The sequence below is a fragment of the Prevotella pectinovora genome, from assembly GCF_041323955.1.
Lineage (GTDB): Bacteria > Bacteroidota > Bacteroidia > Bacteroidales > Bacteroidaceae > Prevotella > Prevotella pectinovora.
In genome coordinates, this window is sequence record NZ_JBGLIV010000001.1 from 1,934,508 (window position 1) to 1,949,591 (window position 15,084).

Annotated in this window: 9 protein-coding genes; 2 read left to right on the forward strand and 7 right to left on the reverse strand. The window is 53.9% G+C overall.

The window, feature by feature from the left end; all coding sequences use genetic code 11:
- Positions 1–2: 2 nt before the first annotated feature.
- From ACDC99_RS07720 to ACDC99_RS07745, 5 genes are all read right to left on the reverse strand, one after another.
- The gene (locus ACDC99_RS07720; RefSeq protein WP_370756497.1) at positions 3–974 is read right to left on the reverse strand and encodes a MotA/TolQ/ExbB proton channel family protein; all 972 of its coding nucleotides are present in this window, start codon (positions 972–974) and stop codon (positions 3–5) included.
- Between the two features lie 115 nt (positions 975–1,089).
- Positions 1,090–1,821 (reverse strand): energy transducer TonB, encoded by a 732-nt coding sequence (locus ACDC99_RS07725; RefSeq protein ID WP_370756498.1) that lies wholly within the window; start codon positions 1,819–1,821, stop codon positions 1,090–1,092.
- 46 nt (positions 1,822–1,867) lie between these two features.
- Positions 1,868–2,809: an Rpn family recombination-promoting nuclease/putative transposase gene (locus ACDC99_RS07735; protein WP_410525651.1), complete on the reverse strand. Its 942-nt coding sequence runs from the start codon at positions 2,807–2,809 to the stop codon at positions 1,868–1,870.
- 369 nt (positions 2,810–3,178) lie between these two features.
- Complete coding sequence (locus ACDC99_RS07740; RefSeq protein WP_288768799.1) at positions 3,179–4,876, reverse strand: hypothetical protein; 1,698 nt, start codon at positions 4,874–4,876, stop codon at positions 3,179–3,181.
- 93 nt (positions 4,877–4,969) lie between these two features.
- Positions 4,970–6,508, reverse strand: a complete 1,539-nt coding sequence (locus ACDC99_RS07745; protein ID WP_278839589.1) for an alpha-L-fucosidase — start codon at positions 6,506–6,508, stop codon at positions 4,970–4,972.
- A 382-nt stretch (positions 6,509–6,890) separates the two neighbouring features.
- Between ACDC99_RS07745 and ACDC99_RS07750 the strand changes: the two genes are divergently transcribed.
- On the forward strand, positions 6,891–7,190 hold the full coding sequence (locus ACDC99_RS07750; protein ID WP_370756499.1) for a hypothetical protein: 300 nt from the start codon (positions 6,891–6,893) through the stop codon (positions 7,188–7,190).
- Positions 7,191–7,952: a GNAT family N-acetyltransferase gene (locus ACDC99_RS07755; protein ID WP_370756500.1), complete on the forward strand. Its 762-nt coding sequence runs from the start codon at positions 7,191–7,193 to the stop codon at positions 7,950–7,952.
- 215 nt (positions 7,953–8,167) lie between these two features.
- On the opposite strand, the gene ACDC99_RS07760 is transcribed toward ACDC99_RS07755, so the two are convergent.
- Both ACDC99_RS07760 and ACDC99_RS07765 read right to left on the reverse strand, forming a co-directional pair.
- The gene (locus tag ACDC99_RS07760) at positions 8,168–12,274 is read right to left on the reverse strand and encodes a beta-d-glucuronidase/beta-L-arabinofuranosidase (RefSeq protein ID WP_370756501.1); all 4,107 of its coding nucleotides are present in this window, start codon (positions 12,272–12,274) and stop codon (positions 8,168–8,170) included.
- A gap of 64 nt (positions 12,275–12,338) precedes the next feature.
- On the reverse strand, positions 12,339–15,005 hold the full coding sequence (locus ACDC99_RS07765) for an alpha-d-galacturonidase (RefSeq protein WP_320874758.1): 2,667 nt from the start codon (positions 15,003–15,005) through the stop codon (positions 12,339–12,341).
- Positions 15,006–15,084: the final 79 nt, after the last annotated feature.

Here is a 15,084-nt window from a genome sequence, read left to right on the forward strand (position 1 = left end):
TGTCAGCCTTTCTGGTTCTTGTATTTGCCGATGGAGTCGAGGAGCTTTATCGCCGACTCCTCCATATCGGCAGTGATATGGTCTATCTTGGAAACGATGTAGTTGTAGAACACCTGGAGCACGAGCGCCGCGATGATTCCGAAGATGGTGGTGATGAGCGCCACCTTCATTCCCGATGCCACGATGGTAGGACTGATGTCGCCGGCGTCTTGTATCTGCTCGAATGCCATCACCATTCCTATCACGGTGCCGAGGAATCCGAGCGACGGTGCGATGGCGATGAAGAGTTTTATCCATGAGCATCCCTTCTCCATGTTTGCAGCCTCTACGGAACCGTAGCTTGATATGCCCCGCTCGATATTGTCTATCGGTTCGGCGATGCGGGCGAGTGCCTTGCGGCAGATGGATGCCACAGGACCACGCTCCTGCTCACACATCTTCTGTGCCGCCTGCAGGTCGCCATTTGAGAGCGCCCCGTCGATGTCTGCCATCATTTTCTTGGCGTCTATCTCACTGAGCGTGAGGAATATTATTCTCTCCACACAGAAGGCGAGTCCGAGCACGAGAGCCAGTGCCACGAGCGACATGAATCCTGCCGAACCCTCGATGAACTTGGTTTTGAGCACCTGATGGAAGCTCAGCGGCTCTTCGTCGTCGATGCCTTCCAGATCGGCAGCCATATCTGCCGTGTCGGTAGCCTCAGCCTGTGTGTCGTCGGCACCGAGACTGTCGGCAGGGGCATTGGCGGCAGCTTTCGGTGCGGCGGCAGGTGCAGCTTCTGATGCCGCAGCCGACGCAGCACCATTTTCATTATCCGCAGCGGTTTTTGATTTCGCGGCAGCCGGTTTTTGTCTTGTCTTTTCCACGGCAGCCGGTTTTGCCGCCGCTGTCGCCTTGTCTTGTGCGGCGGCATCTGCCGGAGCTGCCAAGACGAGACTGATGATAATGAGCATGCTGCCCAATAGTCTTTGCATTTTTTGCATTGCAGTTATGTGTTATGTTTTCTATTCCGTTATGTCTGTATTCACACAAGGCAATTCCTGCCTGGTCTGTTCTCCGGGCATGGATGTATCTTCTTTATGCCAAGTATCACAATACGAAGTTCACTGGTATGCAGAAATATGTGAGACAAGGTTTGCCCTTGTCCTCGCCGGGTTTCCACTTCGGCATTCTCCTGAGCACCCTCAGTGCTTCGGCGTCGAGCAGCGGGTCTGCCTTATGCACCACCTTCAGCTCCGACACGGTTCCGTCTTTGCCGATGATGAATCCCACCACCACTTTGCCTTGTATCTTCTGGTCGCGCGCCGCCTGCGGGTAGCGCAGGTTGCTGGTTATCCATTTCATGAACTCCACCATTCCGCCGGGGAATTCGGGCAGTTTCTCCACAATCCTGAAGTTGAGCGGATTGTCGTTCATGTCGGTTGCCACGGGAGCCTGTGCCGTTGTCTCGTTGCTGCTGTCGTCGGCAGCCTGTCCGGCGTTGCCCACTCCTTTGCCATCGTCGGCATCTCCGTTCGGCTGGTCCATCTTCGTGGGCATCTCCGTCTGCGGTTGTTCGTCCACCGCCTTTATCTTCTCCGTCACCGCCTTCGGTGTTGTTCCTGGCTTCAGATATGCTATCATGTCTTTCTGTTGCTGCCGCGCCAGCAGTTCCGGGTCGAACGACAGGTCGGAGTCAACATCCATGTCGTCAAACATCTGCGGTCCGCCGCTTCTCCATTCCAGTGCCACGAACAGCAGCGTGAGGGCAAAGACGAGTCCGAGCAGGACTCCCGTGGTCCTGTTCGCCGTATAGTCGATATGTATCTTCATCTTTGCCATTGTGCGTAATGCGTTAATTTATGTGATGCCTGAATAACAAGGGCAATCACAGTTCTGCCACCTCTTCCAGAGTGAGTCCGGTGACAGTAGAAATCGTCTCTGCCGGCAGTCCCAAGTCTTTCATTCTTCTTGCATTCTGCCTGCGTTCTTCCTCACGACCTTCTGCACGACCTTCTGCACGACCTTCTGCACGACCTTCTGCACGACCTTCCTCACGACCTTCCTCACGACCTTCTGCACGACCTTCAAGTCTGCCTTCCTCACGCTCCGTATAGATATTGTCGCGGAGTATCACGATATTGTCGAGATGCTTGTAATAAGCAGAGCGTTCAGCCTTGCTCATGCGGTCCACCTTGAGTTGTTCCTTCACTTCTTCCATACCAGGTGCTTTGGCTCCCTTAGGCACATCACCTGTATTCAGATAATATGCCCATTCTTCTATGGAGCTTTTCGCCACTCGGTTGAAGTCGTTCACCTTCAAGATGTAATATTCAGGATACAGGTCGCTTACTTCGTCCACATTGAATTTCTGCCTTTGGAAAGGACTGAGTTCAAGCAGATCGCCATTGTGTATGCCTCTGAATTCCGTCTTGCCATGGTATACGATGTCGGTGCCTTTTCCAAGCGAGAAATAAACGATATTCACGCTATACACCTTTCGGACGTTCTCGTAGCCTTGGCCTTTCTTTATATATTCCGTCACGAGCTTAGACGTACCGAAAAGCATACGCTGGAAATATGCGTATTCCGTGTTGTTCTGCACCTCAATGAGAAACAGTTCACCCTTGTCGTTCTCAGCAAGCATGTCCACACGATTATATTTGTCGTTCTCATCATCCTGATTACCTTCACTCTCAAGCATTTGCCTAATTTTTATTTTCATTCCAAGCAGCGTAGTGAGCAATCCTTCCAGAATTCCGAAGTTTGCCTTTTGTCTGAGCAGGCGTTTCATTGCCCAGTCAAAACGTATGTATTTATTCTCTGCCATAACGATAATGGTTTTTAGTTGTCTATACAGCTTTTCTTATGCCGAGCCGCAGCTTATCTTATGCAAAGATAATGCAAGGCGAGAGCAGAACGAAATAAATAAATTTATTTCTTATGCCGAGCCGAAGCTTATCTTATGCAAAGATAATCCAATTACTTTTAAACACAAAATTAAAGGAAGTGAAACCTACTTATTTAGTCTTAACCCAACCAAAATCCTCTATGCAAGAACAACAACAGAATCCCTACAAGTCCAAACGACAGATTTGGGGCTAAACTATATACACGTAATTTTCCCCACGCCGTGGGGGAAATTCTGACCTATGTGATTCGTTATGGCGTTTCGATTATATTCTGAGTGAATATCATATCACCACACGAGAATTTTCTCGCCGTTAACGATGTAGACGCCCTGGTGAACGCAGATTGTGCGTGAGCCTTCAATTGTGCCGCTGAACAACAAGCTGCCCTGAAGGTTTACGATCTCCACTCTCGTAGCCACTTCGGCGTTGAGAACGATCTCGCCCTTGCCAGCCTTCACGGTGAATGTCGCTGGTGTAGGACTGTCAACGCCTGAAGGCTTGCTCTTGAAGTACGGCACGAAACGGATATTGCCATCTACGCAGTCGGCAGGGATGGTATACTCACCGTTGACGAATTGTGAAGCCTGCACTGTGTATTCCTTCCACTGCGGATTCTCATTCAGCATGTTCGCCCCCTCAAGATTGTAGCCATGGCGAATCTTCACGTAGTCGAGCAGGAAGCCTTCTGCCGGCTGGGTCTTTATCTTGAATGACCGACCGAAGGGAGTGGTCTGTCCTGTCACTGGTTTGCCGTTGGAGAGGAGAATCTCACCGTTCAGACCACCGCCGTTATCCTCAACAGTGCGGTAGATATCCACCTCGTCAGCGTGGATGTTTACGAGCACGTCAACGATGCCTCCGCCGTTGTCCGAGATATTGTTGTCTGTTGTGGTGCTGCCGCCGGGGTCTGCGTTGTCCCAGTCCACTTTGTACCGCATTCGATAGATGCCCGGTGTCTGGTCTTCTGCAATCCTGAACGAAGGCATTGCCACGCCGCAGCCGTCGCTTGCCGTACCGCCCTTGCTGTCCTCGCCCTTATAGTAAGAAAACGCTACGAGGTCCTTGTTGTCGGTGATGCCGGTGTCGGTGTAATCAACGTTGAACTTGCCGTCGTTACCCTTGTCGAGGTAAGCATACCCATGCATACGCTCGCCTTTCCAACTGATAGCAGGCGTGACCGTCTCGCCTGGTCTGGCAAGGAAGATGTCGTCGAGGTTCTTGATGTAGAGTTTCTTGTCCGTGTCCTGGTTTACTGCTGCGGTCTGCGAACCGAGGCCAACAGACTTGATGTAGCGGTCGGCACGTGTGTGGGCTGTCGTCTTGTTGTAGTTGATCGGGTAAACCGGTTTTGAGAAGAACGGAGCGACCTTGCTGCTGAGGATGATATCATCGATGAATACGGCGAAGTCGCTCTTCTGGTCGTGAGGCGACTGACGGTCTACTACAACGAGGAGGCTCTTGATAGTGACGCCCTTGGCTCCCGTGACCGGGAACACCACGTCCTTCCATTTGCCTGCCGTACCGATTTTTGTGGGCAGGCTCCAGAACTGCTCTGTCGTTGCCGGCTGGCAAGGACGGTCGTCGCGGTTGCCCAGACCGATGAGCATAAACTGGGTGTAACGGGTGGAGCTGATCTTCACGTGTATGTATTGTGTCTTTTTTTCAAGAGCGAACGGCTCCTTCAGTTCTACGAGAGCGCCGAAGGTGTTGCTGCCGAAGCGTGAGCGCTGCACGCCGAGAATCTTTGACGATTCATCAGGAGCGTAACCCAAATCGGAGTCCACTTCGTTGAGGTCGTTGTCAACCACCTGCACATTACCCTTGAGCCTGTTGAGGTTGAAGGGGGATATAGGACATGTGTCGTATGCACGCACACTCACGTAGCTCTCCGGAGTCTCGAAGTCACAGAGTGTCTTGTCCTGTTGCGCCATAGCGACGACAGGAAGAATGAGGCCCGCAAGGCAGATATATTTCTTTATGTTCATTGTTTCTTTGCTTTTTGCTTGATGGAATAAGTATTAGCCAAAATGGTCATCATACCGCTTTAATGTAGTATTCCAGAGACAGCCTGTGCAGTTTTAGAACACTTCTATTGTGTGGAGCAGCGGACAAGACCTTGAGTTCTCGATGGTGATGCGTATAGCCTTTGCCATATAGCCGTCTGTAGAGTATTCTGCCGTTGAGCCGTTGAGTGGGATGATGCGCTTGTAGCCTACGGTTGTCGTTGCCTGATTGCCACCGCGCTTGGTGAATGTCACTCCGTCTTCACTTGTCTCGATCTTAAACTTCTTGATGCGCTGTCCGAGCTTGATATACTCCATGAGCGAAACGTAGCGCACTGTCTGCGGCGTGTCCCACTTGAGTTCGATGACAGCCTTCTTACTGCCGTCGGGAGTTGCCCAATATGTGTCTTTGTTTCCGTCAATCAGATTCCTGGCTTCGTAGTTGCCGTTGCCCATAGCCTCGCGGGTGCAGTCGGCTGTCACGGTAGCGCTCTTTGCGAGGTCGGTGCCGAGGCGCTTGTCGAGCAAGTCGCCGAGTGCCTCCATCTGTTCTGCAACAGAGTCGTCGATAAGGCCGGCGCGATTTGGCGGGAGGTTGAGCAGCAAGGTGGCGTTACGGCCTACTGTCTCAAGATACATCTTGAAGAGAGTCTCGGCAGTCTTCACCTCGTTGTCCAGGTTTGAGTCCCAGAACCAGCCTTTTGTAGATCTGGCGTCGCTCTCGCCGGCTGCCCACATCCATGCGTATTCACTGCCCGTCTCGCCGTCGCCCATTGACCAGCATGTCTGTCCTGAATAGCCGTTCTCGTTGCCTATCCAGCGTACCTCGTCGCCAACGCCCCACATTACGACGTCGGGAAGGAGATTGTGGATAGAGTCGCGGAGGTTGGGAATGTCGTAGTATGTCTGCGAGTTGTCGATGGTGCGTTTCTCCGAAGTGGTGTAGCTGCCATAACCGCCTGCATAGTCGCCACCGGTAGCGCCGTCGAACCACATCTCAAACTGGTCTTTACCATACTGTGCAAGCTCTGCACACTGAGGCAGGAACACGAGCCTTGCATACTCGTCGGTATAGTTGCCGTTGCTGTCTTTCTTGCCCCAATACGGACTCGACAGGTCCCACGGAGAGACATAGAAGCCGTATTTCATGTTGAGCTCGCGTGCGGCGTCGGCAAAGTCCTTCGGGATGTCTACATCCTTTCCGTAGCCGGAAGAGTTGCGTGTGCAGTGCTCTGTCGTTGCTGTAGGCCATAGGCAGAAGCCGTCGTGATGCTTCACCACGGCGATGCCACCCTTCATATGAGCCTTCTTTGCCACCTCAAGCCACTGCTTCGGGTCGGGTTTCTGTGTCGGTGCGAATACTGTCTCACGCTCCATGCCTGTTCCCCATTCCTGGTTGGTATAGGTGTTCATGCCGTAGTGGAAGAAAGCGTAGAATTCCGTTTCGTTCCATTTGAGCTGACGGTCGCTCGGCACCGGATATACGGGAGCCGGTGTATTGTCCGGATTGCTCATGCTCTCCTCAACCAACTGGAAATTGTTTTGTGCCGACAAAGTGGCGGGTGCCGCAGCAGCCAGACTCAATGCCGACAACAAGATGTGGATTTTCTTCATAAATGTCATCTATATGTTTTGAAAAACAATTGGGTTCTTAACTGATTCAAAGTCGCAAAGCCACGAAATGGAAATCCCTAAATATCACATCCCCCTGTTTCGGGTTTCCCAACCATTCTGCTCTTTTTTGTTTCCGCCGCTAATTTACGAAGTTTTTCCGGCATTTCAAAAAGTTGCCCCTATTTTCAATCCCCCCAATGTCAAATATGAGATACGACAGCCCTTTTAGTGATGATGAAATATTTTCGCCGCCACTTATTTGGACATATTGCATATTATTCTGTTTTTATTCATTACTTTTGCACCTGCTTACGAAAAATGACACATCATCAAGTCCCAATCGGTCATCAAACCATTTGGGTACAATCAGCAAAACCGCACTATGCCAAAAGGATTATTATCATTCAGCAGCCACAACGATATCAACGAAATCAAAACGGAATGGACCGAACTCGACAGGAAAGCGGAGGAGAACGGCGTCAGATACGTTGAATACACATATTATCAGACTTACGAATGGAACGAATTCCTGTTCCGCCACACCACCAGGGGCTTCGGCAAGTTTGCCTCTGCGATGCGCTACCATCTGGTGAGACTCGACGGCAGACCGTTCGCCATCATACCCACACTGGTGACACGACTGTCGAAGAAGGTGAGGATTCCCTCATGCAGAGTGGCGTGAGTGCTCAACATCTGCTGCCCCTACACAGGGGAGTGGGACGGGGAGATGACGGCTGCCATCGCCGGATATATCGAGACGGCACACAAGGGGATGAAGATCAGCTTTGCCGACGTGCCCATGGCGGCTCCCTTTGCCGGCGTGATGAAGAGAATTGGCGGAGAACTGAAGGAGCGCACGAGCTATCATGTGCCGCTCGACGGATTTGAAAGCCATGAGGATTATGTGGCATCGCTCAACAAGAACATATACAAGAACATCCGCAAGGCATACAACCATCTGAAAACCGACTCCAAGAGGATGGAACTGAAGGTGTATCGCCGGGGCGGAATGCCCGACGACGGATATATGCGCAGTCTGTGGAAACTCTATCTGAGACGCAAGATGGCATGGCGCCACCGCAAGACGGGAGCTCTGTCAGAAATCGGCATCAGCCTAAAGGCTATGTATGAAACCCGTTCGGGATGCGCCAACCGCAGTCTGAAGACGCTCGATGCGGCGGAGCTCTACGTGCTGCATATCGACGACCAGCCGGCGGCATTCATGATAGTGTATCGCCACCGCAACCATCTGCTCATGCCGAAGCTCGCCATCGACACTTCTTTCAGCCGCTATTCTCCCGGCATCCTGCTCATACTCGAGGCTTCGAAGAGATGGATAGACGAGGGAGTGGCAGACTTCGACATGTGTCGCGGCGACGAGAGATACAAAAAGGAGATGGGCGGACAGAACGAACCGCTTTGCCGCATCGACAAGAGGCTGTAGGACAAGACTTCTCTTCTGAAAGACAAATCAAGTTCTTATAACCCATTGGTGATAAAGTCGCTCTTCTGAAAGACAAAACCCGGACAAGCCCTGAAGCCCTGTTAGGGATAATAAAAACAAAAAAATCGCTCAAACATTATGCTTTGAACAATATTGTTTTCAAGACATAATGTTTGAGCGATTCTGCTTTCTGTGCTTTTTCACACCCAGATATTCTATTCTATCGTCAGCTTCTCGAAGAGCATCCTGTCGATGCCGTCGCCCGTGAGAGTCACCTTATAGCTGCCGGCATTGGTCTGCGAACCAGTGGTGATGCTCGTGTTGCGGCGCTTGGTCTTCTTCTCCGGAGTCTTCACGAAGGTGATGTCGTCTTCCTTATACACCACACCGTTGAGGTCGGTTATCTTCACGTGGAGCGTGCGCTCCTTCTCAGGATTGTAGTAGCGGAATCTCAGGGCATACACCTTTGCCACACCCACGTTGTATTCAAACGTCATCGTTCCCTTGTGCAGGATTCCCTCTGCGGTGATGGCACTGCTGGTCTTCGGCGGCAGCAGACTGTCGGGTGTGGCGGCATAGGTCTCTTTCTCGAAGTCTGCCCACATCGTCTTGCTCTCCTTCTTCGGCTTCTTCTCCACCGGCTTCACGTCGTGGTTTTCGGTCGCCACGGCGATGGCAGAGATGACAGCCTGTCCGGCATTCACCTTCGGGAAGTCGATACGTATCTCCTTGCCCTCGTTGTGAACATTCAGCACCCGCTTGTATGGTCTGCCGTAGCGCGCCTGTGCCCAGAGGTCGAGGTTGCGGATTCGTGTGGTGTCGTTCACCGCCACATCAAAGAGTCGCAAGCCCTCATAATCGGTAGTCGCCGACTCTCCCCTGCCCCACCAAGGCTCGATGAAATAGAGTTCCACGCGATAGTCACCGGGCTGCGCCGGTATAGTGTACGACAGACGGTGTCTGCCGAATCGCGAACTGCGGAAGAGCGGCGATGCGAACATCAGCGGATTATACGTCTGGCTCGCCTGATAGGGGCTGGTCTCCTTCTTGAACCCGTCGCCCCACGACGATGACCAGCTGCTGTTGTCCTGCTGCCAGGTCAGTCCGTAGCTGTCCACATAGTCGTCGCCGCCACAGTTTATGCGCGCTATGTAGTTGTATCCGTTGGCAGGCTTTATGATATCCTCGTTCCATGCGTTATACGAAGGCATGGCGAGAGAGTCGCAGCTCACCAGACGGTCTTTGCAGTATCCGCGTGCCACGAGGGCGTCGTCGCCCGCCTTCACTCCATAGAAGCAAAAGAGCGTGGTGTTGCCCTTCACGTCGCGCTCCTTGGTCTGGCTCCACTGTCCGCAGCTCAGCGTCACACGGTCGCAGTTGCTGTAAACCCTGACGCTGTCGAGAGTTGCCTTTGCCATGCTGTCGCCCTCCTCTTTCTTTCCGCCGATGCTGTCGGTATGTATCGCCGGCACGATATACACCAGCGGTTCCTTGTCGGCAGACACGTAGTGCGACTTATACATATAGAATGCGTCGCCCGGCTGCTCCCATGTGGATATCAGTCCCTTGTGGTTGAAGGGTCCCACCTTGTCTATCATCCTGAAGCCCTCTTCCGGCTGTCGACGTCCGGGATTGTCGTGGCTCTGCAGGGTCCAGAGGAACTGTCCGCACACACTGTCCTTCACGCTCTCTGCCAACTGCACCTTGCGCTCCAGTATGTCACACTGCTTCTCCTCAGTGTAGCGTTCTCCCGAGTGGTTGCCCAGTGTGCGCCACGCACCGTATTCTCCGTTGAGGAGCTGGTCGTCGCGCGAGAGTTCCTTGGCGTAGTCTTCGAGCTTTCCGCCATACGTGCCGCTCCAGTTCTGCACCACGTTCCAGTCTGTCCCCTCGCCTCCGTTGCAGGTGGTCACGAGGCGCTGCGTTCCGCATGTGGGGTCGAGGCGGCGGATGATGTCGGAGCATTCCTTGGCGAATTCCGCCGGTATGGTGCTCTCGTTCTGCAGTCCCCACAGGATTACCGACGGAGAGTTGCGGCGCTCCTTCACCCATTGTATGAGGTGGCGCTTGAAGCTCTCCTTGAACTGTGGCGTGTCATACCATATATGTGCCGAGAACTGCGGCCACCACAGTATGCCGTTCTCGTCGATTATCTTCTTGTAGAGCAGGTTGTGTGGCTGGTGTGCGTCGCGGAAGGCGTTGAAGCCCGTGGTCATCACCTCCTTCATCCTCGCCTCTATCTGCTCGTCGCTGAAGGCGTGGCTCTGTCCGAACAGGTGTTCATACTCACACACGCCGTTGATGAACTCCGGTCTGCCGTTGAGATAGAAGCGCTTGTCGCCGTCGCCTCTCGTCAGCGGCCATGATATGCTGCGGAATCCGAACGGCGTCAGCAGGTCGTCGGTAGCCTTTCCGCCTCGCTTTATCATGGTGTTGAGGTTGTAGAGATACGGCTTCTCCATCGTCCAGCGCCGCGGATTCTGTATCGCTGCCTGCTGGCGCACGGTCTTCACCTCTCCCGGCAGTAGCGTCACCTCGTCGGTCAGGCGCAGGGTCTGCTTGCCGCTCTTCTCCGAGAGCTTGTTTATCAACTGGAAGGTGGCTGCCTCCTCTCCGTAGTTCTTCACCTCGGTGTCGACGAAGATACTGTCGCATGCCTGGTTCGACCACACATGCACTCCGAACGGCTCTATGCGCACCTTGTCGGTAATCTCCATCACAACCGGACGGAAGATGCCGAAGGGCTGCGATCCCTCGCTGAATCCCCATTCCGAACTGCATCCGCCGCACACCCACGGCATGTCGGTGATGCCTTTGGGATGCGACACGCGCACCTCAAGACTGTTTTCCTTTCCCCTCGCCACGCTCTGCGTGATGTCTATTGTCTCGGTGGTACGTCCGATGTCGTAGGTGCCGAGCTTCTTGCCGTTGAGCAGTATGTCGCAATATGTGCCCACTCCCTCGAATCTCAGGAAATACTCCTTGCCTTCCAGATCGGGAACTGTGAACGATTTGCGGAACACCGCCTTGCCGTGCAGGTTGCCGTGTTCCTTCTGCAGCGCTCCGTAATAGTCGTCGAGGTTGAAGGGTATGTCTTTGGTGAAGGTCTCACCACCGAAGGTTATCTGCCAACTGCCGTTCAGGCCCACAGTGGTGCGTTTGCCCACTGGGTCCGGCGCCGGGAATGAGATTTCGCTCTTTCCCATCGGACGGCTCGTAGCCACGGCGATGCCCCGCTGTCCGCTGTTGTTCACGGCGCAATAGAAATGATATACCACTCCGTCGTGTTCCACCACATAGCTCTTGTGGGCGAACATCTCGTCGTATGGTTTCGACGGCACGATGAGGTCGGCTCCCTGCCAGTCATACCAGTGTATCATGTCGCGGCTTGCGGCGAAGGTGTTGTAGGCGTTGTATTCGCGGGTGGGGTTGAAGGCAGAGAAATAGAACATCACGTAGATGTTTCCCATCTTCACTATCTGCGCGTCGCCTGTTATGGTGCCGTCGGTGTCGTGGGCAAAGATGGGGTTAGCCTTGTAGCGTGTCCATTTCTTCATGTCGTGTGAGAAAGCCACTCCGATGCGCTCGCCTTTGGGATGTGTGGCATTTTTTCCTCCGGCGTTGTAATACATCATGAAGGGATAGCCGAAGAGTTTCTTGTCCACACGATACACCGTGCTCTTATACTGTGTCATGTATTCCCACCACTGGGCGTTCTTGTCTTTGTAAGACATCACCGGCTTGCCTGCCGTCTCCCAAGGGTGAGCCTTCGTCACGTCAAGCTTCGTAGACGCCAGTCCGATGCTCAGCGGAGCGTTCACCGCCTCATAGCCGGTGCCCTCTCCTCCGATGTATGTCATCCAGTAGCGTCCCTTGTATCGCTCTATCTCATAGGAGCCGCCCCAGGTGTAGTCTACGAGCGCCGGGAATCCTCCGCGCTGGTTTCTGTCCCATTCGTCGCCGCTTCCGTATTCGAGCACTCTGCCGAGTGTCTGCCAGTGGAGCAGGTCGCTGCTGGTGGCAATCCATGTCTCGTAGCCTCTGCCGTCAGTGCCGCCTTTGCCGTTGTAGCACACGTAGGTCATAAACCACTTGCCGTCCTTGCGGAACACCGTCGGACAGTCTATCTTGTGGCCGTTGTCGGCCGGTGCCACCACCATTCCGTATTTGTATGGCGTCTTCACGGTCTCGTAGATACGCTGCATCTCCTGCTGCGTCACTGCCGCCGCCTTGGCTGCCGTGCGGTGCTTGCCGCGGCGCTGGGCTGCTGCGCTGACTGTGAGCAGGAGACAGAGGGATATTATAAGATATATTCGTTTCATAATCCGTTTTGAATTCTATATTTGCCTGATTGCCGTTTGGGGTTACAATGGCCGTTTGTCGGGGTTACATGAACAGCCAGTCCACTTCCGTTCCTGCGCCGTTGAGTTTGGCGTCGCGTATCTTCAGCTCGCTGTCAGTGAATCCTGCCACCATTATTATTCCCTTGGGCAGGTTTATCACATGGTGACCGGCAGGGAAGCTGTAGGCGTGGATGTTGGCTATCGGCATTGTGGTCATTATCAGTGCGTTGCTTATCACTGGCTCTGCCTGTCCGTATTCGTTTCCGGTAGCGTCGGTTTCGAGTTTCGGCGGACGGGCGAATTTTGTCTGGTCGTCAACGAAGAATCCCACGAGGAGTTTCACAGGCTTCGTGGCGGTGAACTCCACCGAGATGCCCTTGATGCGTGCCGTGTCGCGGTTGAGCACCAGTGCCTTCATTCCCTGCAGTTCTGTTGCCAGCGTGTCCACAGCCTCATCGCGACCGGCAAAGAGGCGTGCGCCCTTCTTCAGCGTCACCACGGGGTAGTCGCTCAGGAGCGTCACTTCGCCCTTCTTGGCGTTGCCCTTGCCCGTCAGCGCATCATTCAGCTTGGCGATGTTCTCGCGGCGTGTGGCTGTCTTGTCGGTGGATGTGAGACTGGCGATGTTCTTCTTCAGGTTGTCGAGTTCCTGCTGATACACGGGCATCATCTCCTGCCATGTGCTGTATTTTCCTCCGTCGCCTCCCACTGGGATGCGGCGCTGCGAGGTGAGCATGCTGTTGGCGTTGTAGTATGTGTCGCGGGTCTTGTCCACGAGTGCCATATAGCAGCTGTCGCTCTGTTCGAGGAGCGGCACGGCTTTCTTGAGATAGCCGGCGTCTTTCGTCCATTTGTAGTTGAGCACCTGCTCGGCGGCAAGCACCTTGTAGCGGAACGAACGGGCGAAGTCGCTGTAGCAGTCGATGTCGTTGGCGAGTCTGAGGAATTCGTCCCTGTTCTTCGTCACGCTTGCCGCGAGTCCCTTCAGCGCCTCCTGTGCCTTTTCGCCGTGTGCCACACACTGGTCCACGATGTCGAGGGGCAGTTCTCCCACATGTTTCTCGTGCTTCCATTCTTTCTCCACATATTCTATGAGTTTCTCGCCAGTAGGTCCGCAGCTCTCATAGAATCCCGGATAGATGGTGTATTTGTATGGGTTGACGAGCTGGCTCATCTTCATTCCGAGCAGCAGACACTGGCGGTTGCCCTCTGTGATGCCGAAGCGTCGCAGCAGCTTGGGTGCTATCTCTCCGCTCTGGTCATACGCCTCTATGATGCGGCCGGCGGTCAGCGTGTCGGTGCCGTAGTATTCTGCCAGAGTCTTCTTCCAGAATGTCTTGTCTTCTCCGCGGTGGCAGTTCCATGAGTATCGTCCCCATGCCTGATACCACATCCAGTCGCGGTCTATCTGCAGCTCCCTCTTTCCGTCGGGCAGCTTGTCGGCGGTGTAAGGCCAGTCCCAGTAGTTTGCCTGCGGATAGAGATGTAGTCCGTTGGCGTGGTGCACGTTGTGCATCGCCTGCACGGTTTTCTCTATGAACGTCGGTGAGCTCCACCGCCACGGTTCGAGGTTGGCGAGGATATGCACATTGCTGATATGCACGGGTGCTGCGGCGGCGAGCTGGCGGTGGGTCTCAGCCCATGGTCCTTGCGGCTGATAGGTGGTGAGCGATTCGCCGGTGTATTTGCTCATCGTATAGATGTTCTTGTATAGCGGCAGCGCCTCGTGTAGCACCCGCGGTCCGTCGGTGTCGTGTGATCTCAGGATGATTGGCGGTTCGTCGGTGCGTCCCGAAGCCTTCAGTCCGTCTTTGATGCCGGGAATGATGGTCTCGTTCATCCATTTTATGTCGGTGTCGACTCCCGACATCGCCTCTCCCAGACACACCAGGAAGCCCACATTGGGATAGTTCTCTATGAATGCCGCGATGCTCTTGCGTGTGTAGTCGGCGATGAGCGGTGTGATGGGGCGGTTGCGGTCTTGTGTCTTTATGCCGTAGTGGTCGGCAAAGGGTTTCGACACTATGATGTTGTAGAACATCTGTATCACGCGTATGCCTCGCTTGCCTGCCTCCTGGGTGAGGAAGGAGAACATCTCCTGGTTTTTCCGCATCGTGGCGTCGTCCACTTCGGGTGCGAAGGGATAGTCCTTGAGCTTCACGAGCGAGGCGAAGGGATGGCCGTTCCACAGAAACACGGCGTTCATATTGTCGGCGGCGAGCATGTCGAGGTATTTCACCCACAGCTCCTTGTCGTAGAACCACGGGAAATTCTCTGGCGTATACGGGTATTCATATACTTTGTGGCCAGGCAGATACACGGTCTTCTGCAGTCCCACGCATGCTCCGCGGAGCTTCATCTCGGGTGCGTCAACGATGGTATAGGGTATTTCGAGGGAGTTGTTCATCCTGAAATATTCCACGAGGCGGTTGGCGCCGTAGATGGCTCCCGAGGCATCGTTGCCGATGATGCTGATTTTCTTTCCCTTGCGCTGCAGCGAGAATCCCTCTGCCGGTTTTCCCACGGTGTCGCCGGCTATTCCGATGCTGATGCTGTAGCCTTTGGGCATAGCCTTTATGTTGTCGGTGATGAGGGTAGCGGCATAGTCGGTCTGTGGCGACTGTACCGTTGTCTTCACCAATGTGTCGTTGTGTCCGCATGAGGCGAATGCCACAGCGGCAGCGAATGCTAATATCGTTTTGCTTGTCATATCTGTTTTAGTTGGGTGTGGCACGTGTGTCACGTTACCAGATTGTCCATTGTTCAAAAAAGTCGTTTTCTTCCGATTT